Annotated in this window: 22 protein-coding genes; 11 read left to right on the top strand and 11 right to left on the bottom strand. The window is 65.4% G+C overall.

Features of this window, described 5'->3' with window-relative positions; translation table 11 throughout:
- Positions 1-100: 100 nt before the first annotated feature.
- Positions 101-1969, top strand: a complete 1869-nt coding sequence (locus tag MJ601_RS17615) for an ABC-F family ATP-binding cassette domain-containing protein (RefSeq protein WP_242128819.1) — start codon at positions 101-103, stop codon at positions 1967-1969.
- Here the strand turns inward: MJ601_RS17615 and MJ601_RS17610 are convergent.
- Both MJ601_RS17610 and MJ601_RS17605 read right to left on the bottom strand, forming a co-directional pair.
- Entirely contained in the window at positions 1964-3076 is a 1113-nt protein-coding gene (locus MJ601_RS17610; RefSeq protein WP_242128817.1) for an AI-2E family transporter, read from the bottom strand. The two genes, MJ601_RS17615 and MJ601_RS17610, sit on opposite strands and share 6 nt — an antisense overlap.
- Positions 3077-3103: 27 nt before the next feature.
- Positions 3104-4366, bottom strand: a complete 1263-nt coding sequence (locus MJ601_RS17605; protein WP_242128815.1) for a cytochrome b/b6 domain-containing protein — start codon at positions 4364-4366, stop codon at positions 3104-3106.
- Between the two features lie 236 nt (positions 4367-4602).
- On the opposite strand from MJ601_RS17605, the gene MJ601_RS17600 reads away from it, so the two are divergent.
- Complete coding sequence (locus MJ601_RS17600) at positions 4603-5040, top strand: acyl-CoA thioesterase (protein ID WP_242128812.1); 438 nt, start codon at positions 4603-4605, stop codon at positions 5038-5040.
- A gap of 29 nt (positions 5041-5069) precedes the next feature.
- Here the strand turns inward: MJ601_RS17600 and MJ601_RS17595 are convergent, their stop codons facing one another.
- Complete coding sequence (locus MJ601_RS17595) at positions 5070-5438, bottom strand: DUF983 domain-containing protein (RefSeq protein ID WP_242128811.1); 369 nt, start codon at positions 5436-5438, stop codon at positions 5070-5072.
- Between the two features lie 93 nt (positions 5439-5531).
- Here MJ601_RS17595 and pabB point away from each other — a divergent pair, with 93 nt between their 5' ends.
- The 6 genes from pabB to MJ601_RS17565 all read left to right on the top strand — a co-directional run bounded on the left by pabB (position 5532) and on the right by MJ601_RS17565 (position 10965).
- Positions 5532-6707, top strand: a complete 1176-nt coding sequence (pabB, locus tag MJ601_RS17590) for an aminodeoxychorismate synthase component I (protein ID WP_242128809.1) — start codon at positions 5532-5534, stop codon at positions 6705-6707.
- 56 nt (positions 6708-6763) lie between these two features.
- Positions 6764-7387 (top strand): aminotransferase class IV, encoded by a 624-nt coding sequence (locus MJ601_RS17585; RefSeq protein ID WP_242128807.1) that lies wholly within the window; start codon positions 6764-6766, stop codon positions 7385-7387.
- A gap of 124 nt (positions 7388-7511) precedes the next feature.
- Complete coding sequence (locus MJ601_RS17580) at positions 7512-8714, top strand: pyridoxal phosphate-dependent aminotransferase (protein WP_242128805.1); 1203 nt, start codon at positions 7512-7514, stop codon at positions 8712-8714.
- A gap of 296 nt (positions 8715-9010) precedes the next feature.
- Positions 9011-9181, top strand: a complete 171-nt coding sequence (locus MJ601_RS17575) for a hypothetical protein (protein ID WP_242128803.1) — start codon at positions 9011-9013, stop codon at positions 9179-9181.
- The gene (msrA, locus tag MJ601_RS17570) at positions 9168-9839 is read left to right on the top strand and encodes a peptide-methionine (S)-S-oxide reductase MsrA (RefSeq protein ID WP_242128801.1); all 672 of its coding nucleotides are present in this window, start codon (positions 9168-9170) and stop codon (positions 9837-9839) included. Before MJ601_RS17575 ends, msrA begins: the two co-directional genes overlap by 14 nt.
- 13 nt (positions 9840-9852) lie before the next feature.
- Positions 9853-10965: a zinc-binding dehydrogenase gene (locus MJ601_RS17565; RefSeq protein ID WP_242128799.1), complete on the top strand. Its 1113-nt coding sequence runs from the start codon at positions 9853-9855 to the stop codon at positions 10963-10965.
- A gap of 3 nt (positions 10966-10968) precedes the next feature.
- Here MJ601_RS17565 and MJ601_RS17560 read toward each other — a convergent pair whose 3' ends face one another.
- From MJ601_RS17560 to thrS, 3 genes are all read right to left on the bottom strand, one after another.
- A complete protein-coding gene (locus tag MJ601_RS17560; protein ID WP_242128798.1) occupies positions 10969-11328 on the bottom strand; it encodes a YciI family protein in 360 nt (119 codons plus the stop codon).
- 240 nt (positions 11329-11568) lie between these two features.
- Positions 11569-12102, bottom strand: coding sequence for a translation initiation factor IF-3 (infC, locus tag MJ601_RS17555; RefSeq protein WP_242128796.1), 534 nt, complete (start codon positions 12100-12102; stop codon positions 11569-11571).
- Positions 12103-12229: 127 nt separating this feature from the next.
- Positions 12230-14227 carry a threonine--tRNA ligase gene (gene thrS, locus MJ601_RS17550; protein WP_242128883.1) on the bottom strand — a complete coding sequence of 666 codons (1998 nt, stop codon included), beginning with the start codon at positions 14225-14227 and terminating at the stop codon, positions 12230-12232.
- A gap of 234 nt (positions 14228-14461) precedes the next feature.
- On the opposite strand from thrS, the gene MJ601_RS17545 reads away from it, so the two are divergent.
- The 3 genes from MJ601_RS17545 to MJ601_RS17535 all read left to right on the top strand — a co-directional run bounded on the left by MJ601_RS17545 (position 14462) and on the right by MJ601_RS17535 (position 17226).
- Positions 14462-14905: an ExbD/TolR family protein gene (locus MJ601_RS17545; RefSeq protein ID WP_242128793.1), complete on the top strand. Its 444-nt coding sequence runs from the start codon at positions 14462-14464 to the stop codon at positions 14903-14905.
- Between the two features lie 156 nt (positions 14906-15061).
- The gene (locus MJ601_RS17540) at positions 15062-16147 is read left to right on the top strand and encodes a YjgN family protein (RefSeq protein WP_242128791.1); all 1086 of its coding nucleotides are present in this window, start codon (positions 15062-15064) and stop codon (positions 16145-16147) included.
- A gap of 5 nt (positions 16148-16152) precedes the next feature.
- On the top strand, positions 16153-17226 hold the full coding sequence (locus MJ601_RS17535; protein WP_242128789.1) for a M48 family metallopeptidase: 1074 nt from the start codon (positions 16153-16155) through the stop codon (positions 17224-17226).
- Here the strand turns inward: MJ601_RS17535 and MJ601_RS17530 are convergent.
- The 5 genes from MJ601_RS17530 to MJ601_RS17510 form a co-directional block, all read right to left on the bottom strand.
- Positions 17223-17588, bottom strand: a complete 366-nt coding sequence (locus MJ601_RS17530; RefSeq protein ID WP_242128787.1) for a DsrE family protein — start codon at positions 17586-17588, stop codon at positions 17223-17225. The two genes, MJ601_RS17535 and MJ601_RS17530, sit on opposite strands and share 4 nt — an antisense overlap.
- Positions 17576-18337 (bottom strand): HesA/MoeB/ThiF family protein, encoded by a 762-nt coding sequence (locus MJ601_RS17525; RefSeq protein WP_242128785.1) that lies wholly within the window; start codon positions 18335-18337, stop codon positions 17576-17578. Before MJ601_RS17525 ends, MJ601_RS17530 begins: the two co-directional genes overlap by 13 nt.
- Complete coding sequence (gene dut / locus MJ601_RS17520) at positions 18334-18798, bottom strand: dUTP diphosphatase (RefSeq protein ID WP_242128783.1); 465 nt, start codon at positions 18796-18798, stop codon at positions 18334-18336. Before dut ends, MJ601_RS17525 begins: the two co-directional genes overlap by 4 nt.
- Positions 18773-20017, bottom strand: coding sequence for a bifunctional phosphopantothenoylcysteine decarboxylase/phosphopantothenate--cysteine ligase CoaBC (gene coaBC / locus MJ601_RS17515; protein WP_242128781.1), 1245 nt, complete (start codon positions 20015-20017; stop codon positions 18773-18775). Before coaBC ends, dut begins: the two co-directional genes overlap by 26 nt.
- A 185-nt stretch (positions 20018-20202) precedes the next feature.
- Positions 20203-20665: hypothetical protein (locus MJ601_RS17510; RefSeq protein WP_242128779.1), on the bottom strand; the 463-nt coding region annotated here is incomplete at its 5' end.

The raw sequence follows: 20665 nt of genomic DNA, 5'->3' as shown, positions 1-20665 counted from the left end.
TTGAGACATCTCATCGCAGATGGGTTCCCGCTCCCGCGATAACGACTGAAGAAAACCTCGCCGCTTCACATCCCGCGCCATCCTGCTTAAAGGCGCCTCCATGCTTACCCTGAACGGCATCACCGTGCGCCTTGGCGGCCGCACCATCCTCGACCGCGCCAGCGCTTCGCTGCCGCCGCGCAGCCGCGTGGGGCTGATCGGCCGCAACGGCGCGGGCAAGTCGACCCTTATGAAGGTGATGATCGGCCAGATCGACCCGGACGAGGGCAGTTGCGAGATGCCCCGCGACACGCGCCTCGGCTATATCGCGCAGGAGGCGCCTTCCGGCACCGCCACCCCCTTCGACACGGTGCTCGCCGCCGACAGGGAGCGCGCGGCGCTGATGGCGGAGAGCGAGGCGACCGAAGACCCCGACCGGCTCGGCCATATCTACGAACGGCTGAACGCGATCGACGCCTATACCGCCCCGGCGCGGGCCGCCCGCATCCTGGTCGGCCTCGGCTTCGACGAGGAAATGCAGGGCCGTCCGCTCGACAGCTATTCGGGCGGCTGGAAGATGCGCGTGGCGCTGGCTTCGCTACTTTTTTCCAGTCCCGACCTGCTGCTGCTCGACGAACCGTCCAACCATCTCGATCTGGAAGCGACGCTGTGGCTGGAAAATTTCCTGAAGGCCTATCGCGGCACTGTCGTCGTCATCAGCCATGAACGCGACCTGCTCAACAATGTGGTCGACTATATCCTCCATCTGGAGGGGGGCAGGGTCATGCTCTATCCCGGCGGCTATGACGCCTTCGAGCGGCAGCGCGCCGAACGCCTCGCGCAAGCCGAAGCCGCCCGCGCCAAGCAGCAGGCGGAGCGCGAGAAATTGCAGGACTATGTCGCCCGCAACTCCGCCCGCGCCTCGACCGCGAAACAGGCCCAATCGCGCGCCAAGGCGCTGGCGAAAATGCAGCCCATCGCGGCGGCGATCGAAGACCCGACGCTGCATTTCGGCTTTCCCAGCCCGCCCGAACTGCGCCCGCCGCTCATCACCATGGACATGGCGGCGGTCGGCTATAACGACACGCCCGTCCTGCGCCGCGTTAACCTGCGCATCGATCCCGACGACCGGCTGGCGCTGCTGGGCCGCAACGGCAATGGCAAGACGACGCTCGCCCGCCTGATCGCGGCGCAGCTCAAGCCGATGGAAGGCGCGATGAATGCCTCTTCCAAGATGAATGTCGGCTATTTCACCCAACATCAGGTGGAGGAACTGGACGTCGGCGACACGCCGCTGGAACATATGAGCCGGGTGATGAAGGGCGCCACGCCCGCCGCCGTCCGCGCGCAGCTCGGCCGCTTCGGCTTTTCCGGGGAGCGGGCCACGCAGAAGGTTGGCAGCATGTCGGGCGGCGAAAGGGCGCGGCTGGCGCTGGCGCTCATCACCCGCGACGCACCGCATCTGCTGATCCTCGACGAACCGACCAACCACCTCGACGTCGACAGCCGCGAGGCGCTGGTGCAGGCGTTGAACGACTATTCGGGCGCGGTGGTGATCGTCTCGCACGACCGCCACATGATCGAGCTGGTCGCTGATCGCCTGGTGCTGGTCGACAATGGCACGGCCCAGCCCTTCGACGGCAGCCTGGAGGATTATACCGACATCATCCTGCGCAAGGCGGACGGCAACGGGTCCGGCGGCGACGCGCCCAAGGCCGACCGCAAGGCGGAAAAGCGCAATGCCGCCGAATGGCGCGAGAAGCAGAAGACCGCGAAGAACGCCATCGCCAGGGCGGAAAAGGAGATGGCGACGCTTGCCGCCGAACGCAGCCGCATCGATCAGGCGCTGTTCGACCCCAAATCCGCCACCGGAGCGGAGGCGAAGATGACCATGACGCAGCTCATGATGAAGCGCTCCGAGGTCGAGAAGAAACTGGAAGCGGCGGAGGAAATGTGGATGGAGGCGAGCGCCGCGCTGGAGCAGCTATGACGACGCCACCGGCTCCTCCGTCAGCGGCCCTTCCAGCCCGTCGGCGCCGCTGCGCATCCGCGTCACGATATTCCAGGTCGCGATGAACAGCGCGGCGATCACCGGCCCGATGACGATGCCGTTGAAGCCGAACATGTCGATCCCGCCCAGCGTCGTGATCAGCACCACATAGTCGGGTATCCGCGTGTCGCGCCCCACCAGGACCGGGCGCAGGATATTGTCCACCATGCCGATCACGAACATGCCGCAAAAGGCCAGGATCAGCCCCTTCACCACCGCCCCGGTGACGAACAGGTAAATTGCGACCGGCACCCAGACCAGTCCGGTGCCCACCGCCGGGATCAGCGAGAAGCAACCCATCAGCACGCCCCACAGCAGCGCCCCCGGCAATCCCAGGGCCCAGAACACGATGCCGCCGATCATCCCCTGCACGATGGCGACGACGATGCTCCCCTTGATCGTGGCGCGGGTGACGATGACGAACTGGTCGATCAGCGCGCGGTGGTGGGCCGTCCGCATCGGCGCCGCCCGGTCCACCATGGCGGCAAGGCGCGGGCCGTCGCGCAGCAGGAAGAAGGTGAGGTACAGCATCACGCCCAGCGCCACCAGGAAGCTGAACGCGCTCTGCCCGATCTGCAACGCCTGCGCCGCGACCGTGCGGAAGCTGGACGCGATCCCCGTGCCCAGCATCTCGCGCACGGCATCGAAATTGGTGATGCCCAGCCGCTCCAGAAAGGCGGCCGCCCAGCCGGGGAGACTGGCCTGAAACTGCGCGAACATGCTGGCGAAGTTGATCTCGCCAGACTGGATCTTCGCGTAGAAGACGGTCGCTTCCTGCACCAGCGCCATGGCCAGGATGATGGCGGGCACGATGACCAGCGCCACGATCAGCAACAGGGTCAGCACCGCGCTGCTGTTGCGGCGGCGCGGCATCGCCTGCAACAGGCGCTGGTTGACCGGCGCGAACAATATGGCGGCGATGACGCCCCACAGGATCGCCGCGAAGAAGGGTTCGATCACCAGCGCGAAGGCAATCGAAACGACAAGGACGAAGCCCAGGAAAACCCCGTCCTCTATATGTCCGGCTGGCGACTGTCTGCTGTCCATCCCGCCGCTTTGGCAGAAGTCCGGGCGTTAATCCATGCCCGCCGGTTTCGCCCTGGCGCTGAACGCGAAGCTGACCGCGACCTTGGGATCAAGCCCCGCGCTGCTCTCGCCATTGCCGACATCGAAGGCGGCGCGGGCGATGGTGGCAGACCCGGACACCTTGCGCGCCTTGCCCGTGCCGGACAGGGTGAAGCGGATGCTCTGCGGCTTGCTCGCGCCCTTGAGCGTCAGCGTGCCGGCCGCACGATAGTTGTTCGCGCCGGTCCTTTCCGCGCCCTTGGCGGTGAAGATCGCCCTGGGATGCGCGGCGACGCCGAAAAATTCGTCCCCGGCCAGCATCCCGTCCTTGTAGCTGTCGCCGACGCTCGCGCTCGCCAGATCGATCTCGACGCGGATGTCGGCACTGTCGGGATGGTCGGGGTCCATCACGATCTTCGCCGTCCATTTGGCAAAGCTGCCGCTGATCGTCTCGCCGCCATTGCCGACCGAAAAGCCGATCGACCCGCCCGGCTGCACGATCCATGAGGAGGGCTGCGCCACAGGCTCCCCGGCAGCCGCCGCATTCTCCCCTTCGGCCGAGCCAGCGGCAGGGGCGGCATTATCCACCTTCTCCGGGACAGGGGCGGGGGCTTCCTGCTCCACCACCGGCACCGGCACCGGCACCGGCTTCGCGATCGCCGCCGCAGCCTTGGGTGCTGGCGCGGGCAGGATCGCGCGGCCCAGCCCGAAACCCGCCGCGATCAGGGCGGGCAATGCCACCAGCAGGACCGGCGAGCGTGACGGCATCATCCGCCACAACAGTCCGTCATCCAACAGGAAATGATGCCGCAACGCGCCCGCGACATGCAGCGCGAACAGCGCAATGCCGATCCAGGCGAGCAGGCTGTGCCCCCCCGCGGCCCATTCGTGCGCGCTCATCGGCAGGGGAAGATGGGGCAGGGGCACGACACCGAAGATCAGCGTCGGCACCCTGACCTTCGCCGTGGAAACCAGCGCCCAGCCGGTCAGCGGCGCGCCCAGCATGAAGAGGTACAGGCCGCCATGCACCGCCTTGGCAAGGGCGCCCTGCCAGCCGCCCTCGACCGGCGCGGGGCGCGGCTTCCAATAGCGCACCGCCACCCGCGCGAGGGTGAGCAGCAATATCGATATGCCCACCGATTTGTGCAGCTGGAACAGCGCGAAACCCCGCGCCCCCAGATCCTCCAGCGCCCAGCCCAGCGCGATCTGGAAGGCAAGCAGAGCGGCGATGGCCCAGTGCAGGAAAATGGCGATCCGGCTGTAACGTCGCATGGGGCACTCCACGGCATCAAATCGGCATAAGCTAGGGGGCTGGAAGCTATGCTGCACCTGCGCGCAAGTCCATGGCCGCGGCAGGAAACACTCCGTTACGCTGGCGAAACCTGACTCTTCGCACCTGTTCGCACCTGTGTCAAAAAGGTCGCAGTCCGATCAATTTCGACCCAAAGATTGCATCCCCGCCCGCACGGGTTAAGAGCATAGAAAACAGGACATATGGAAAACAGGACATGGCCAAACCCGAATCCTGGCGCCTCAGCCCGGAAGCCTATCGTTTCGTAACCAGCATCGACACCCGCTTCCAGGACATCGATACCATGGGCCACATCAACAATGTGGCGATCTCCGGCATCTTCGAAACCGCGCGCATCCGTTTCCACCATCATCTGGGCCGCCATCCGCAGGAACAGGGCGTGCGCTGGATGGTCGCCAATGTGAACCTCAACTTTGTCGAGGAAGCGCATTTCCCCTATCCGTTCGAAGTGCATTGCGCGATCGGCCATATCGGCCGCACCAGCTGGACGATCAGCTCGGCAAGCTTTCAGAAGGGGGTGTGCGTCGCCACCTGCGACACCACGGTCGTCACCCATGGTTCGGAAGGCCGCCGCAGCATTGAGGAGACGCTGCGCGAAGCGATGGAGCGGAACTTCATCCTCAAGCCCGCCTGACGCTCAGGCCCGATCGTCAGGCTGGATTCTCAGGCGAATCCATCCATGCGACGGCTCCACTGAAAGGCGATGACCGCCGCCTTGGCGGGCTGGATCATCGCCACCGCCAGCAGGATTGCCAGGCCCGGCCACAGCACCGCCTGCGCCCCCAGCGGGATGGCGAGCGCTGCGTTCACCTCGATCATCAGCGGCACCAATATGTGCCCCAGCAGCAGGATGACGATATAGGCCGGGAAATCATCCGCCCGCGAAACGTCCCACGCCTGCCCGCAATGGTCGCAGGCCGGGCTGGGTTTCAGGAAGCGCGCAAACATGCACCCCTGCCCGCAGGCCGGGCAATGCCCGCGCAGCGCCAGGGCCAGGGCCGGGCCGAAGGGGCGGGGAGAAATTTTGCTCATGGCCCGTCTCTATGGCTCGCGCGTCAAGGGCGCAACCATGCGTTGTCGCTGACAGCCCTTCCGCACGCCCAAAAGACTGGTAAGAGAGCGGCCATGCGCCTTCCGGGACCGACCGAAGCCTTTGCCCTGTTCGACGACGCGCGCGAGCGCGGCCCTGCTCCGGCGCGCCTCTATCGCGACCCGGTGTCGGTCATCGCCGCCCATCGGCTGGAGGAGGTCCAGCCCGCGCTCGACCGCCTGGCCGAGGCGGCGGAGGCAGGGCTCCACGCCGCCGGGTTCCTCAGCTATGAGGCGGGCCTGGCGCTGGAGGATCGGCTTCATCCGCTGGCGCAGCGCCACCGCGACGATGCGCCCCGCACGCCCCTGCTCTGGTTCGGACTGTTCGAGGGGGTTCGCCTGATCGAGCCGGGCACGCTACCGGCGCTGCTGCCCGATCCCGCGACCGCCAGGGTGGAGGCGGTCGCGCCGCTGATCGACGAAGCCGCCTATCGCGCCGCTTTCGCCCAGGTGCAGGATTATATCCGGGCGGGCGACATCTATCAGGTCAATCTGACATTTCCCTGCGCAGCGCCCTTCAGCGGCGATGTGATGGCCCTCTATGCAACGCTCCGCCCCCGCCAGCGCGCCGGCTATGGCGGCGTGATCCGCACCGGCGATCACAGCCTGCTCTCCTTTTCGCCCGAACTGTTCTTCACCAGCGTGCGCGGCCAGCTCACCGCCCGTCCGATGAAGGGCACCGCCCCGCGCGGTGCCGACGCCGCCCGCGATGCGGCCCTGCGCGACTGGCTGGAGAGCGATGCCAAGCAGCGCGCCGAAAATCTGATGATCGTCGACTTGCTGCGCAACGACCTGTCGCGGGTCTCCCGCGCGGGCAGCGTGACCGTGCCCGATCTGTTCAAGGTCGAAACCTATCCCACCGTGCACCAGATGGTGTCGACCGTACGCGCCCGCCTGCTGCCGGGCCTGTCGCCGGTCGACGTGCTGCGCGTCCTTTTCCCCTGCGGGTCGATCACCGGCGCGCCCAAGGTGCGGGCGATGGAGATCATCGACGTGGTCGAGGCCTTTCCGCGCGGCGTCTACACCGGTTCCATGGGCTGGATCGATCCGGAGGGGGATGCCGCCTTCAATGTTGCCATTCGCACGATTTGCGTCGAAGAAGGCAGCGGGGAGGGGCGCCTGGGTTTGGGTTCAGGCATCGTCGCGGATTCGGAAGTCACCTCCGAATGGGCGGAATGTCTGGCCAAGGGGCGCTTCCTCGCACCGGATTGAACGATCGGCGCGCGGGTTTTCCGGCGTACAGGGGCTTTGCAGGGTTTAGGGTTTAAATGGCATTGGCTGACGGACGCTATGATCTGCTCGAAACCATGGCCTTCGATCCGGTCGACGGCATCAGGCTGCTGGAACTGCATCTGGAGCGGCTGAAGGCCAGCGCCGTCGCGCTCGATTTCGCCTTCGACCGCCATGATGTGCGCAACGAACTGCAAGCCGCGACCTTCCGCCTGCGGGAGCGCAGCCGCCTGCGCCTGCTGGTGTCGCGCCGCGGTTCGGTGGCGATCGAGGTACGCGAACATCGCACCTGGCCGCAGGCGATCATGCAACTGGCCTGCGTGCCCCGCAACGCCCTGGCCAGCGACCCGCGTCTGGCGCACAAGACCACCGATCGCAGCATCTACCGCGACGCGTTGAAGCGGGGCGGCACCTATGAGGTGGTGATGACCGATGAAGAGGGCTATCTGACCGAGGGCAGCTTCTCCTCCATCTTCGTCGAGCGCGGCGACAAGCTGCTGACGCCGCCGCTGTCGCGCGGCCTGCTGCCCGGCGTCCTGCGCCGCAGCCTGATCGACATGGGCGAGGCGATCGAGCAGGATCTGCGCCCCCGCGACCTGGAAAAGGGCTTCTTCATCGGCAATGCCGCGCGCGGCATGGTGGCGGCTTCGCTCGTCCGGTAACGCGATAATCTGCCGTGGCGGCCAGCCGGGGCCAACTGGCGGTTGCCCCTTCTTTCGTTGCACACTAAGGAGCCTCGCGTCCGCTTCATGCGGGCCTAGGGGATTTTAGAGAAAGACGATTGCCATGAGCCAGACTTCCGCTGCCCTCGGTCGCATCCAGCCCTCCGCCACCCTGGCGATGAGCGCGCGTGTGAATGCCCTTAAAGCCGAAGGCGTGGACGTGATTGGCCTCTCCGCCGGCGAGCCGGATTTCGACACGCCCGATTTCGTGAAGGAAGCGGGGATCGAGGCGATTCGCAAGAATCTGACCCGCTACACCGACGTCGACGGCACCACCGCCGTCAAGGAAGCCGTCGCCTTCAAGTTCAAGCGCGACAATGGCCTCGTCTACAAGCGCAGCCAGATCAGCGTGAATTCGGGCGGCAAGCACACACTGTTCAACGCGCTGGTCGCGACCGTCGATGCGGGCGACGAGGTCATCATCCCGGCGCCCTATTGGGTCAGCTATCCCGACATCGTGAACTTCGCGGGCGGTACGCCGGTGTTCATCGAAGGCCCCGCGTCGCAAGGCTACAAGATCACTGCGGCCCAGCTCGACGCCGCGATCACGCCGCGCACCAAGTGGGTCATGCTGAACTCGCCCTCGAACCCGTCGGGCGCGGCCTATTCGGCGGCGGAGCTCAAGGAACTGGGCGAAGTGCTGCTGCGCCATCCGCATGTGCTGGTGATGACCGACGACATGTATGAGCATGTCTGGTACGCCTCCACCCCCTTCGCCACCATCGCGCAGGTCTGTCCGGACCTTTACGACCGCACGCTGACGGTGAACGGCTGCTCCAAGGCCTTCTCCATGACCGGCTGGCGCATCGGTTTCGCGGGCGGGCCCGAATGGATCATCAAGGCGATGGGCAAGCTCCAGTCGCAATCCACCAGCAACCCCTGTTCGATCAGCCAGGCCGCCGCCGCCGCCGCGCTGACCGGCCCGCAGGATTTCCTGGAAGAGCGCAACGCCGCTTTCAAAAAGCGCCGCGACATGGTCGTCGCCATGCTGAACGACGCGCCGGGCCTCGACTGCCCGACGCCGGAAGGCGCCTTCTACGTCTATCCCGACGCCAGCGGCCTGATCGGCAGGAAGACCCCCAAGGGTGAGGTGATCAGCAGCGACGAAGCCCTGATCGGCTATTTCCTCGACGAAGCGAAGGTCGCCGCCGTCCATGGCGCCGCCTTCGGCCTCTCGCCCGCCTTCCGTATCAGCTATGCGACCTCGGAAGACGTGCTGGCCAAGGCCTGCACCCGCATCCAGGAAGCCTGCGCGGCGCTGAAATAAGAACGCTCTGCAGCCCTTCTCCCGTCGGCGGAGAGGGGCTGCATTTCGCGCATCACCCCCTCCCATCATCGCAAAATTGGAAACGGAATTTTTCCCGCGCGCCATCTTGCAGATGGAACGGCGGGGTCTATATCCCGTTGCGAACCGAAACTGGCTTTGCTCCCGCCGCCGATCGCTCCGTTCCGGACGTTTGTCGAAACCTGCTGTCCTCCCGGCAGCGTTCAGGCAGGGGCAAGCCGCGAGATATTAATGGCCGACCTCTATTCGAGGGCCGAACGACCGAAAGGAAGAACGCCATGGTGGCATTCTTGAAATCCGACCTGTTCCTGCGCTTTTTCGGCGGGTTCGTGATCGGTGCGATCGGGATGTTCGTGCTGCAGCCGGGCAGCGAGCCTCCGGCGCTGACCTCGTCCGCCATGGCCGCATCGGCCAGCGTGGCACCGGCGGCGGACAATGCGGCGCTCTGACGGCGTCGCCCTGGCCTTTCTCGCGGCGCTTGCCGTCGCATCCCCCCTGCACGCCGAGCGACCGGTCATGGCGCCGGTTCCGGCCGTCGACGCCGCGCCCGGACGCAAGCTCGAAACCGCCGTCTTCGCAGGCGGATGCTATTGGGGCGTGGAAGGCGTCTTCTCGCACCTGAAGGGCGTCCATCTTGCCGTTTCCGGCTTCGCGGGCGGCCCCCGCGACCGGAAGGTCGATTATGAGCAGGTCAGCGAAGGCGATACCGGTTTTGCCGAGTCCGTCCGCGTGACCTATGATCCGGCCCAAATCAGCTATGGCACGCTGCTGCGCGTCTTCTTTTCGGTGATCGCCGATCCGACCACGCTCGACTATCAGGGGCCGGATCACGGCACCCAATATCGCAGCGCGCTCTTCCCCCTGAATGCGGAGCAGGACAAGGCTGCCCGGGCCTATCTCGTCCAGCTCGACCGGTCGGGCCTGTGGCGCGACCCCGTCGTCACCCGCGTCGAGCGCTTCACCGGTTTTCAGGATGCGGCGCCCGACCATCAGAATTTTCTGACGAAAAATCCGCGCCATCCCTATATTCTGCGCTGGGACATGCCCAAGCTGGAAGCGCTCAAGACGATGTTCCCGGCGCTGTACCGGGACAAGCCCTCAGCCTGAAAAGGACGATATGATGAGTCAGACCGAAGGCCTCAAGCTTCTTTCGACCTTGGGCGAAGATGGCCGCCTGACCGTCGAACTGGCGCGGGAAAGCCTCGCCGATCCGCAAGGTCATGAGGTGCTCGTCCAGGTGGAAGCGGCGCCGATCAACCCTTCCGACCTCGGCCTGCTCTTCGGTCCCGCCGACCTTGCCGATGCCGAATATGGCGGAGGCCGCATCGTCGCCCAGATGCCCGAAGCGGCGCGCCGGGCCATGGCTGCCCGTGTGGGGCGGCCGATGCCGGTCGGCAATGAAGGCGCTGGCACCGTCATCGCCGCGGGCGAGGCGCCGGAGGCGCAGGCCCTGCTCGGCAAGCGCGTCGCCTGCGTGCCTGGCGGCATGTTCGCCCAATATCGGCTGGTCGACTCGCGGCAGTGCCTGGCGCTGCCCGAGGGCGTGACGGCGGAGCAGGGGGCTGCGGCCTTCGTGAACCCGCTGACGGCGCTCGGATTCGTCGAAACCATGCGCCGGGAAGGGCACAGCGCCATCGTGCACACCGCCGCTGCCTCCAACCTGGGGCAGATGCTGGTCCGGATCGCGCAGGAGGATGATATTCCGCTGGTGAATATCGTCCGCAGCGAGGCTCAGGTCGCGACCCTCAAATCGCTCGGCGCGGTCCATGTGCTGGACAGCAGCAGCGAGACATTCGCGACCGACCTCACCGCCGCGATCGAGGCGACCGGTGCCACCATCGCCTTCGACGCGATTGGCGGCGGCAAGCTGGTCAGCCAGATATTGACCGCCATGGAACAGGCTGCGTCCAAGGATGCGGCCTATAGCCGCTATGGCTCCGACAAGCTGAAGCAGGCCTATATCTACGGCGCGCTCGACCTGTCGCCGACAATCCTGACGCGCAGCTATGGCTTTAGCTGGAATATCGGCGGCTGGCTGCTCTTTCCCTTCCTGACGCGCGCGGGCGAGGAGGTGAACGCCCGGATGCGCGAGCGCGTCTTCGCCAACCTCACCACCACCTTCGCCAGCCCCTACAAGGCGCGCATTTCCCTGCGCGACGTCCTCAGCCGCGACGCCGTCCTCACCTACAACGCCCGCCGCACCGGGGAGAAATATCTGATCCTGCCCAACTGAGCGTCATTCCAGCTCATGGAAGGGCCGGATTTCGATGTCGCTGGGCCCCGACATGGGGTTGGGGCAGCGCTTTACCCAGGCGAGCGCCTCATCCATATCCTTGACGTCCCAGATCCAGAAGCCGGCGACCAGTTCGCGGGCCGGCGCGAAAGGGCCGTCGATAACCGTCCGGTCGTCACCGTCGAATGCCACCCGCTTGCCTTGCGATGAGGGGGTGAGGCCATCGGCCATCACCCATATGCCAGCCTCCCGCAACGCGTCGTTGAACCGGCCCATCGCCTCCATCATGGCCATTGTCTCGGCGGTGGGCTGGAATCCCCTCTCGCTGTCTTCCGTTGCCTTCACGAGCACCATGACACGCATCGTCTGTCTCCTGCCTTGGGTTTGCCCTATGGAACGACGGACGAAGCTTCGCGGTTCAGCCGCCACATGCCAATCCTTTTTGGCCTGGCATAGTAGAGGAGATTGCTTCTCTCCTCCCGCAGGCGGGAGGGGGGACCATGTTCACCGCCGGTCCATAACCAGCCATTGCCCAAAAGGCATCGGGCGGAGCCTGCATCCAGACTCCGCCCGACAAGCGTCACCAGAAGTGCCGCTACGCCCTTATTTCGGCGCCAGCACCATCAGCATCTGGCGGCCTTCCATGCGCGGATAGGCTTCGACCTTCGCGATCTCGCCGACATTTTCCGCGACGCGCTGCAAAAGCTGCATGCCAAGCTGCTGGTGCGACAGTTCACGGCCCCGGAAACGCAGGGTGATCTTCACCTTGTCGCCTTCGCCGATAAAGTCATGGACCTTCTTCATCTTCGTATCATAGTCATGATCGTCGATGTTCGGACGCATCTTGATCTCCTTGATCTCCTGCGTCCTCTGGGTCTTGCGGGCGAGGTTCGCCTTTTTCTGTGCCTCGTACTTATACTTGCCGATGTCCAGGAACTTGCAGACCGGCGGGTCGGCAGTCGGCGACACTTCGACCAGGTCCAGCCCGATCTCGTAGGCGCGCTCGATCGCCTCCTGCGTATACATCACGCCCAGATTTTCGCCTTCGTCATCGATCACGCGCACCTTGGGCACGGTGATGAATTCATTGTAACGGGGACCGGACTTAGGCGGCGGCGCCATGGGACGGCGCATCATCGGGGGACGTATAGTGGCTTCTCCTATGGAAGTTGTAACAACGACTCTGGCGGCCCTTTAGCGCAAAGCCGAAAGGGGCGGCAAGTCCGCAGTTGCGGATTTACCGGCCCCATGTGGCATCGCTGCCTCACCGCATATCGGGTGCCAAGGCCTGTTTTGCAAGACGGTCGATCACGTCATCGACCGAAAGGACGGTCTGCCCGTCCTTGCCCAGTTCGCGCAGCGCCACCGTGCCCTCGTCCGCCTCGCGGCGACCCACGACCAGCAGATTCGGCACTTTCGCAAGGCTGTGCTCGCGCACCTTGTAATTGATCTTCTCGTTGCGAATGTCGGTTTCGGCGCGGATTCCGGCCGCCCGCAGCTTCTCCACGACGGCCTGCGCATAGCCGTCGGCGTCGGACACGATGGTCGCGACCACCGCCTGCACCGGCGCCAGCCAGAGCGGGAATTTGCCCGCATAATGTTCGATCAATATGCCGATGAAGCGCTCATAGGAGCCGAAGATCGCGCGATGGAGCATCACCGGCCGGTGCCGCTCGCCATCCTCGCCGACATAGGAGGCGTCGAGTCGCTCCGGCAGCACACGGTCGGACTGGATCGTCCCCACCTGCCAGGTCCGGCCGATCGCGTCGGTCAGGTGCCATTCCAGCTTGGGCGCGTAGAAGGCGCCTTCGCCCGGCAGCTCCTCCCAGCCATATTCGGGCGTGTTCAGCCCTGCCGCCGCGACGGCGTTGCGCAGTTCCTCCTCGGCCTTGTCCCACATTTCCTCGGTGCCGAAGCGCTTTTCCGGGCGCAGCGCCAGCTTGATCGAGTAAGTGAAGCCGAAATCCTTGTAGATGCGGTCCGCCAGCGCGCAGAAGGCGCGGACTTCCTCGACGATCTGGTCCTCGCGGCAGAAGATATGTGCGTCGTCCTGGGTGAACTGGCGCACGCGCATCAGCCCGTGCAGCGCGCCATGCGGCTCGTTGCGGTGGCAGCAGCCATTCTCGTAGAAACGCAGCGGCAGGTCGCGATAGCTCTTGATCCCCTGGCGGAAGATCAGGACATGCGCCGGGCAGTTCATGGGCTTGAGCGCCATCCAGTCGGCATCGTCCGACACCAGCGGGCCTTCGTCCTCGACGTTGGGAACCTCGTCGGGGATGACGAACATATTCTCGCGATATTTGCCCCAGTGGCCGGACTGCTCCCACTGGCGCGCGTCCATCACCTGTGGCGTCTTGACCTCGCGATAGCCCGCATCGTCGATCGCCCGGCGCATATAGGCCTCCAGTGCCCGCCAGATCACATAGCCCTTGGGGTGCCAGAAGACCGACCCATGCGCTTCCTGCTGGAGGTGGAACAGGTCCATCTCCGCACCCAGCTTGCGATGGTCGCGCTTGGCCGCCTCTTCGAGCCGCGTCAGATGCGCATCGAGCTGCTTCCGGTTGAGCCAGCCGGTGCCGTAGATGCGGGAGAGCATCGCATTCTTCTGGTCGCCGCGCCAATAGGCGCCCGACACGCGGGTCAGCTTGAACGCCGCCGGATCGAGCTTGCCCGTCGAGGCCAGATGCGGCCCCCGGCACATGTCGAGCCAGTCGCTCCCCGACCAGTAGACCGTCAATTCCTCGCCCTCAGGCAGTTCGGCCGCCCATTCGGCCTTGAACGTCTCGCCCTCGGCGTTCCAGCGCGCGATCAGATCCTCGCGCTTCCACACCTCGCGCCTGAGCGGCTTGTCGGCGGCGATGATCTCGCGCATCTTCGCCTCGATCGCTGGCAGATCCTCCTCGGTGAAGGGGCGATGCTTTCCTTCGATTACCGGGGGCGCGAAGTCATAATAGAAGCCGTCTTCGGTCGACGGGCCGAAGGTGATCTGGGTGCCGGGAAACAGCGTCTGCACCGCCTCGGCCAGCACATGGGCGAAGTCATGCCGCGCCAGTTCCAGCGCATCGGCCTCATCCTTCGCCGTCACCAATGCCAGCTGCGAATCCTGCTCCAGCGGGCGCAGGATGTCGCGCAGCTCGCCATCGACTCGCGCGGCGATGGCGGCCTTGGCCAGACCCGGCCCGATCGCCGCCGCAATGTCCGCCGGGCTGGTGCCGGGCGCGACTTCACGCACGGAACCATCGGGCAGGGTGATCTTGAGCATGGCGGACACGGATGGTCTTTCTGTAAGAAGGGCGGATTGCACGGCCCAAAAAGCCGCGCCTTCCCCATAAATAGGCCGTCCGCCCTGTCAATAGAAGCGTTCTGAACTCGGCCGGGGCGGCCGAGAACCCGCAGAAGGCGGTAAACCCATGATCTTGAAGCCCTCTTGCCAGGGCCTCTCCATCAGGGCATGATGAATGTGTTGTTATATCATATTTCAACAGGAGGGATGCAAATGGCTTCGAGCTTCGCAAGACGCATCAATGGGCATGGGGGCGCAGAGGGGGAGGCGCCTCTGTCGGACATGAACACCACGCCGCTGATCGACGTGATGCTGGTGCTGCTGATCATGTTCATCATCACCATCCCGATCCAGACCCACAAGGTCGGTGTCGACCTGCCGCAGGGAACTGACCCCGTCATCGATATGAACCCCGTCAAGAACAAGGTCGGCATCGATGCGCAGGGCGTGATCCACTGGAACGGCACGGCGATCGACCGGCTGACGCTCCGCCAGTATCTCGCGGCGTCCTTGCGCCTTCCGGTCGAACCCGAACTGCAGTTCCAGCCCGACGCGGACGCCCGCTATGTGACGGTGGACGAAGTGCTCGCCGATATCCGTCGCGCAGGGGTCAGGAAACTCGGCTTCATCGGCAATGAGCGTTACGCGCGCTTCTGATCACGCGCAATTCCAGCAACGCCGCCGCGCGATGCAATCCGTTCCATTCCCTGTAATCGTCCCATTCCAGCAACATAGCCGCCAGGGCGGGCATGATCCCCCTTGACCAAAGGCCCACGGCATAGTCTTCTGCGGCTGGGGACTTCTGGGGGAATTATGGATCAGGAACGCATTGGCGGCGACGGCTTCGCCTTTGAAGGAAACTGGCGCGACTATGCGCCCATCGCTTTCACCAACCTGCTGCTGACGATCGTGACGCTCGGCATCTACCGTTTCTGGGCGACCACCCGGACCCGGCGCTATCTCTGGGCGAATACGCGCTTCATCGACGACCGGCTGGAATGGACCGGGACGGGCAAGGAACTGTTCCTGGGCTTCCTGATGGTGCTGGTGCTGATCGGCATCCCTCTCCTGTTCCTCCAGTTCGGGGCGCAGGCCCTCATCCTTCAGGGCCATGCCGGCCTTGCGGGCATATTGACGCTCGCGGCTTTCGTGACGATCTTCTACATGGTCGGCCTCGCCCGTTTCCGCGCCTTGCGCTATCGCCTCAGCCGGACTTGGTGGCACGGCATCCGCGGCGGCAGCGACGACCAGGGCTTCGGCTACGGCATTTCCTATATGTGGAAGAGCTTTGTCGGCAGCATCGCGCTGGGCCTGCTGATTCCCTGGTCGATGATGTCGCTGTGGAACGAGCGCTGGAACAGGATGAGCTTCGGCCCGCACGGTTTCGAGGCGGCGGGCGATCATGGACCGACCTTCAGGCGCTTCCTGCTTTTCTATCTCTTTCCCATCGTGGCGGCGGTGGGCATCGCGATCGTCGCGGTTGCGGCCATTCCGCTGGGCGGCATGCAGCCCGGCGGGAATGCGGGCCGGATCGGCGGGATGTTTGTCGTGATAGGGCTTTTCATCGTCGGCATCTATGCGGGCCTCGGCCTGATCGCGCTGGCCTTCTACGCCAGCTTCTTCCGGGAAGCGGTGGGCGGCCTGTCGCTCACCGGCCTCAACTTCCATTTCCACGCCCGAACCAGGGACTGGTTCCTGCTCTTCCTGGGCGACATCGCATTGGTGATCGCGACGCTCGGCATCGGGTCGATCTTCCTGCAATATCGCCACTGGAAATTCTTCGTGACCCATATGGGCGCAACCGGCGAGATCTACACCGACGAACTCACCCAGTCGCAGACGAAGACCAGTCGCCATGGCGAAGGATTGCTCGACGCGCTCGACGTGGGGGCCTTCTGACGGCCATGCCGGATTTCCGGTTCTGGCATTATGACGGCGTCACCGCCGTCCGGCGAAGCGTGCTGCTCCGCCCGGCCGGGGACGGCTTCTGGCTGGAGGAGCCGGAAAGCGGCTGGACCGGCGCACATACCCGCTGGTCCGACCTCACCGTGATCGGTGCTGAAGCGGACCGTTCCGTCTATGGCAACAGCGCCATCCCCGGCTGGCGCATGGGCTTTTCCGGCGAGGCTCCCGACGGCATCGCCGCGCATCTGCCCAGGGGGGAACGTTATGGCCGCTGGATCGACCGCTTCGGCTTCTGGCCGGCGGCGGGCGTCTTCACGGTCATCGCTGCGCTGGTGGTGTGGGGCGCGCTCGCCGCTCCCGGCGTCATCGCGCCGTTGATCCCTCGAAGCTGGGAAAACCGCATGGGCGACGCGATGGTCGGCGATTTCGGCGGCCGCTTCTGCCGCACCCCCGCGGGCGACGCAGCGTTGCAGGCCCTCGTTGCGCAGGTCGATCCCCGGCACGAAGCCCGGCAAGTCGCCCTCGCCAACATCCCTATCGTGAATGCGGTAACGCTGCCGGGCGGGCGGATCATCCTGTTCGACGGCCTGCTCCAGCAGGCCAGGTCGCCCGACGAGGTCGCTGGCGTCCTCGGCCACGAACTTGGCCATGTCCGCCACCGCGACACGATGACCGGCCTCGTGCGCCAGCTTGGCCTCAGCGTCGTCCTTGGCGGGCTGGGGGGCAATACGGGCGCCTATCTGAACGGCGTCCTCGCGATGAGCTATGGTCGCGACGCGGAAAGCGCGGCGGACGGCGTCGCCATCGACCAGATGCGCGAAGCCAGAATTTCCCCGGCCGCCACCGCCGCCTTCTTCGAACGCATCGGCGGCAAGGAGGAAGGAAGGGAAGCGCAGGCCATGACCTGGCTCTCTTCCCACCCGCTCTCGGCCGAACGCCGCCGCCGCTTCGCCGCCGCCGTCAAGCCCGGCTCAGCCTATCGCCCCGCGCTCGACCAGGCCCAATGGCAAGCGCTGCGCGGCTCCTGCGCCGCCGATCCGAAAGCCGCGAAATTCTGGGGAGAGGGATTTTAGAGCAACAGCAAGCGTGCCTCGTCGCCGCCCTGCTGAAGAAAGCCGACCGGGCCGCCAACCTCCACGCCTTCCGGCAAATCCTCTGCCGAAAGCCCGCACAAGGCCAACCCGCTCTGGCAGGCAAGGACCACAACCCCCAACCCCAAAGCCTCCTCCATCAAGGCCGCAAGCGAAGGCAGCCCCGCCGCCTCATGCGCCTCGTCCCGCGGCGCACCGATCGGCGCCCGCAACAGCCCCACCGCATCCAGTTGCAGGAAGACCGCCGCCTTGCCGCCCAGCGCCGCCTGCGCCGCCGCCATCACCAGCCCCCCGCGCAGCCGCTCCGCATCCGCCGTGAGGACGACGATCCTCAGCTCGCGCATAGTTGCACGGCACAGGCCGGGCAGGCCGGATCCTTGGGCACCGCCACCGCGCGGAACCGCATCGAAAGCAGGTCGGCCAGCAGCAGCCGCCCCGCCATATCCTCGCCAAAGGGCACCAGCGCGCGGATCACCTCCAGCGCCGCCAGACTGCCCATCACCCCGGTCAGCGCCCCGATCACGCCCGTCTCGGAACAGTTCCGCTCCGGCGCATCCTCGGGCGATCCGACCAGGCAGCGATAGCAGGGCTTGTCCGCCTCCCACCCGCGATAGGTGGAAAGCTGCCCCTCGAACGAACCCACCGCCGCCGACACCAGCGGAATCCGCAGCTTCAACGCGCAGTCCGCCACCGCCAGCCGCGTCGCGAAACTGTCGCAGCCGTCCAGTACCACATCGGCCTCACGCAGCATCAGCGCGGCGTTATCGGCATCGATCCGCGCATTGATCGGGATCAGCTTCACATCGGGGTTGAGCCGCGCCACCGCCGCCATCGCGCCCTCGGCCTTGGGCGCGCCGATGTCGCCGGTCCCGAACAGCACCTGCCGCTGCAGATTGGAGAGGGCGACCGCATCGTCATCGATCACCCGGATCGTCCCGACCCCCGCCGCCGCGAGATAGAGGATCGCCGGGCTGCCGATCCCGCCGGCCCCGATCACAGCGACGTCCGCCGACAGCAGCCGGGCCTGCCCCGCGCCGCCAATCTCCTTCAGCACGATATGGCGGGCATAGCGCTCCAGCTGTTCGTCGGTCACGCGGAACCCACTCCCGTCGACCCGAAGCCACCGGCCCCCCGCACCGTCTCGTCCAGTTCCTCGACCTCGGCAAAGCGGGCCATCTGCACCGGCGCCGCCACCAGTTGCGCGATCCGGTCGCCGCGCGCGATCGCAAAGGGTTCGGCGCCATGGTTGATGAGGATCACCTTCAATTCGCCCCGATAGTCGGCATCGATCGTGCCGGGCGTATTGGGCAGGCTGATGCCATGCTTGAGCGCGAGGCCCGAACGCGGCCGCACCTGCACCTCATAGCCCTCCGGGATCGCCATCGCGAACCCCGTCGCCACGGCATGACGACCGCCCGGAACCAGAATCACGTCCTCCGCCGACACCACGTCCATCCCGGCCGCATGCGCCGTCGCATAGGCGGGCACCGGCAGCCCCTCGCCATGGGGCAGGCGCTTCAGGCGGATTTCAATCGGAACCAGAGGAGAGGGCATGGGCGACCTTTTCTATCAAACGGGTGGCAACGGCGTCCTTGGGCAAATTCTCCCAACTTTCGACGCCGTCCCTGGAAATGACGTGCACGCTGTTATTGTCGCCGCCCATCACATCCCCGGACACATCGTTGGCGACGATCCAGTCGGCCCCCTTGCGCGCCAGCTTGGCCTGCCCATGTTCGGCGATCTTCTGCGTTTCGGCGGCAAAGCCCACCAGCAGCGCAGGGCGCCTTTCATGCCGCCCCAGCGTGGCCAATATGTCCGGATTCTCGACCAGGGCCAGCGGTGCTGGCTTGCCCGACCCGTCCTTCTTGAGCTTCTGGTCCGCCGCATCCACAGTGCGCCAGTCGGCCACCGCCGCCACCATGATCGCCGCATCGGCGGGCAGGGCGGCCTCCACGGCCCCCAGCATCTCCCGCGCGGTCTCGACATCGACCCGGTCCACGCCCGCGGGCGTCGGCAGATGCACCGGCCCCGCCACCAACGTCACCCGCGCGCCCGCCCGCGCCGCCGCCGCCGCAATGGCGAAGCCCTGCTTCCCGGAGGAACGGTTGGCGATATAGCGCACCGGATCGATCGGCTCGTGCGTCGGCCCCGCCGTCACAAGCACATGCCGCCCGGCCAGGGGCGCATCCGCCGTCTCGAAATCGGGCTGCCCCGCCAGAGGGTCGGCGGCCAGCGGAAGCGCCAGCAACCGCGCCACCTCCGCCGCGATCGCCTCCGGTTCGGGCAGGCGCCCCTTGCCGAACTCGCCGCACGCCATCTCGCCGCTGTCCGGCTCCAGTATGTGCACGCCATCGGCCTTGAGCCGGGCGATATTGCGTTGGGTCGCGGCATGATGCCACATGCGCACGTTCATCGCGGGCACGGCCAGCACCGGCTTGTCGGTCGCCAGCAGCAGGGTGGTCGCCAGATTATCGGCAATGCCGCCCGCCATCTTGGCCAGCATATTCGCGGTCGCGGGCGCCACCACCACCAGATCGGCCTGCCGCGAAAGCTGGATATGCCCGATCTCGCGTTCTTCCTTCAGGTCGAACATGTCGCCATAGACATGGTCCTCGGTCAGCACGCCCAGCGACAGCGGCGTCACGAACTGCGCCGCGCTCTCCGTCAGCACCGCCCGCACGGCAAGACCCCGCCTGCGCAGCAGCCGCACCAGCTCCAGCGACTTATAGGCAGCGATGCCGCCCGAAATGATGAGAAGGATGCGCTTGGTCATGACAGGTGCATCATTTGGTCAAGCAGGACGCGCTTGTCCAGCCTGAGCCTTGTTCTTCATCATTCATTCCCGCGAAAGCGGGAATCCATTTCCGAACCTTCCACATATCCCCGATGTCAGGAGATGGATCCCGTCTGCGCGGGGATGACGATAAGGGTGCGGAGCTGTCGGCGGTGACGGTGGCATTAACGATCCGCTTTGATGAACTGGATCGCGAACTGTGTGTTGTAGGCATGGAACTCGCCTTCGGGCGAGATGACCAATTCTGTTAAATTCGAGCGCTGAAAATCATCCTCCCGCGCTTTATCCTCTATTTTTAAGCTGACTGTGAGTGCGCCATCATCGTCACCCACCAGCTTGTAATCATAGGCAATTGCCTGACCAAAGCAGATTACCTCACCGCCTGTAACGACCAGTACGGAGACCCCATCATCTATCTCTGTCCAACGACCCTGCATTTGCTCGGGTAGCGCTACGTCTCTGTTCTGTCGTTCCATACGATCCCCATTCATGAGCTTTGGGTCGATGCTAATGGAAACCGTAATGTCTGCAATTGGTCGCCTGTCGCTGGGTAGCTTCCCGAGCCCGAACCGGACCAGTGGGTGATCGGCACCACCCAGTGATTTGCAGACAGGGAACGACGATGCT

The sequence above is a fragment of the Sphingobium trunci genome (genome assembly GCF_022664535.1).
Lineage (GTDB): Bacteria > Pseudomonadota > Alphaproteobacteria > Sphingomonadales > Sphingomonadaceae > Sphingobium.
This window is presented reverse-complemented; position numbering and strand designations above follow the sequence as displayed.